Source organism: Lactobacillus porci, from assembly GCF_009695985.1.
Lineage (GTDB): Bacteria > Bacillota > Bacilli > Lactobacillales > Lactobacillaceae > Lactobacillus > Lactobacillus absianus.
The window spans coordinates 1-2,100 of sequence record NZ_VUMX01000065.1 but is presented as its reverse complement, the minus strand read 5'-3'; the positions used below and the strand labels follow the sequence as shown (position 1 = coordinate 2,100).

The 2,100-nt window shown below is 52.1% G+C and carries 1 protein-coding gene; it reads left to right on the top strand.

Features of this window, described 5'->3' with window-relative positions:
• Positions 1 to 118 precede the first annotated feature (118 nt).
• On the top strand, positions 119 to 2,038 hold the full coding sequence (gene tet(W), locus FYJ62_RS10410; protein ID WP_154487024.1) for a tetracycline resistance ribosomal protection protein Tet(W): 1,920 nt from the start codon (positions 119 to 121) through the stop codon (positions 2,036 to 2,038).
• Positions 2,039 to 2,100: the final 62 nt, after the last annotated feature.

Below are 2,100 nucleotides of genomic sequence, written 5' to 3'. Positions count from 1 at the left end.
TCACAAACAGGTGTATGCTGTATATGTGTATGTCCGCAAATTATCATCCCCAGTGGTAAAAGTATTTTACTGCTGGGGATTTTTATGCCCTTCGGGGCAGTAAAGGGAGGACAATCACATGAAAATAATCAATATTGGAATTCTTGCCCATGTAGACGCTGGAAAGACGACCTTGACGGAGAGCCTGCTATATGCCAGCGGAGCCATTTCAGAACCGGGGAGCGTCGAAAAAGGGACAACGAGTACGGACACCATGTTTTTGGAGCGGCAGCGTGGGATTACCATTCAAGCGGCAGTCACTTCCTTCCAGTGGCACAGATGTAAAGTCAACATTGTGGATACGCCCGGCCACATGGATTTTTTGGCGGAGGTGTACCGCTCTTTGGCTGTTTTAGATGGGGCCATCTTGGTGATCTCCGCTAAAGATGGCGTGCAGGCCCAGACCCGTATTCTGTTCCATGCCCTGCGGAAAATGAACATTCCCACCGTTATCTTTATCAACAAGATCGACCAGGCTGGCGTTGATTTGCAGAGCGTGGTTCAGTCTGTTCGGGATAAGCTCTCCGCCGATATTATCATCAAGCAGACGGTGTCGCTGTCCCCGGAAATAGTCCTGGAGGAAAATACCGACATAGAAGCATGGGATGCGGTCATCGAAAATAACGATAAATTATTGGAAAAGTATATCGCAGGAGAACCAATCAGCCGGGAAAAACTTGTGCGGGAGGAACAGCGGCGGGTTCAAGACGCCTCCCTGTTCCCGGTCTATTATGGCAGCGCCAAAAAGGGCCTTGGCATTCAACCGTTGATGGATGCGGTGACAGGGCTGTTCCAACCGATTGGGGAACAGGGGAGCGCCGCCCTATGCGGCAGCGTTTTCAAGGTGGAGTATACAGATTGCGGCCAGCGGCGTGTCTATCTACGGCTATACAGCGGAACGCTGCGCCTGCGGGATACGGTGGCCCTGGCCGGGAGAGAAAAGCTGAAAATCACAGAGATGCGTATTCCATCCAAAGGGAAAATTGTTCGGACAGACACCGCTTATCCGGGTGAAATTGTTATCCTTCCCAGCGACAGCGTGAGGTTAAACGATGTATTAGGGGACCCAACCCGGCTCCCTCGTAAAAGGTGGCGTGAGGACCCCCTCCCCATGCTGCGGACGTCGATTGCGCCGAAAACGGCAGCGCAAAGAGAACGGCTGCTGGACGCTCTTACGCAACTTGCGGATACTGACCCGCTTTTGCGCTGCGAGGTGGATTCCATCACCCATGAGATCATTCTTTCTTTTTTGGGCCGGGTGCAGTTGGAGGTTGTTTCCGCTTTGCTGTCGGAAAAATACAAGCTTGAAACAGTGGTAAAGGAACCCACCGTCATTTATATGGAGCGGCCGCTCAAAGCAGCCAGCCACACCATCCATATCGAGGTGCCGCCCAACCCGTTTTGGGCATCCATCGGACTGTCTGTTACACCACTCCCGCTTGGCTCCGGTGTACAATACGAGAGCCGGGTTTCGCTGGGATACTTGAACCAGAGTTTTCAAAACGCTGTCAGGGATGGTATCCGTTACGGGCTGGAGCAGGGCTTGTTCGGCTGGAACGTAACGGACTGTAAGATTTGCTTTGAATACGGGCTTTATTACAGTCCGGTCAGCACGCCGGCGGACTTCCGCTCATTGGCCCCGATTGTATTGGAACAGGCATTGAAGGAATCAGGGACGCAACTGCTGGAACCTTATCTCTCCTTCACCCTCTATGCGCCCCGGGAATATCTTTCCAGGGCTTATCATGATGCACCGAAATACTGTGCCACCATCGAAACGGTCCAGGTAAAAAAGGATGAAGTTGTCTTTACTGGCGAGATTCCCGCCCGCTGTATACAGGCATACCGTACTGATCTGGCCTCTTACACCAACGGGCAGAGCGTATGCCTTACAGAACTGAAAGGGTATCAGGCCGCTGTCGGCAAGCCAGTCATCCAGCCCCGCCGTCCAAACAGCCGCCTGGACAAGGTGCGCTATATGTTTCAGAAGATAATGTAACGTCTTGCGCAATGCAAGCGTTCATTGCTGGCTATTGCGAAATATCATTGATAAAATCAGTA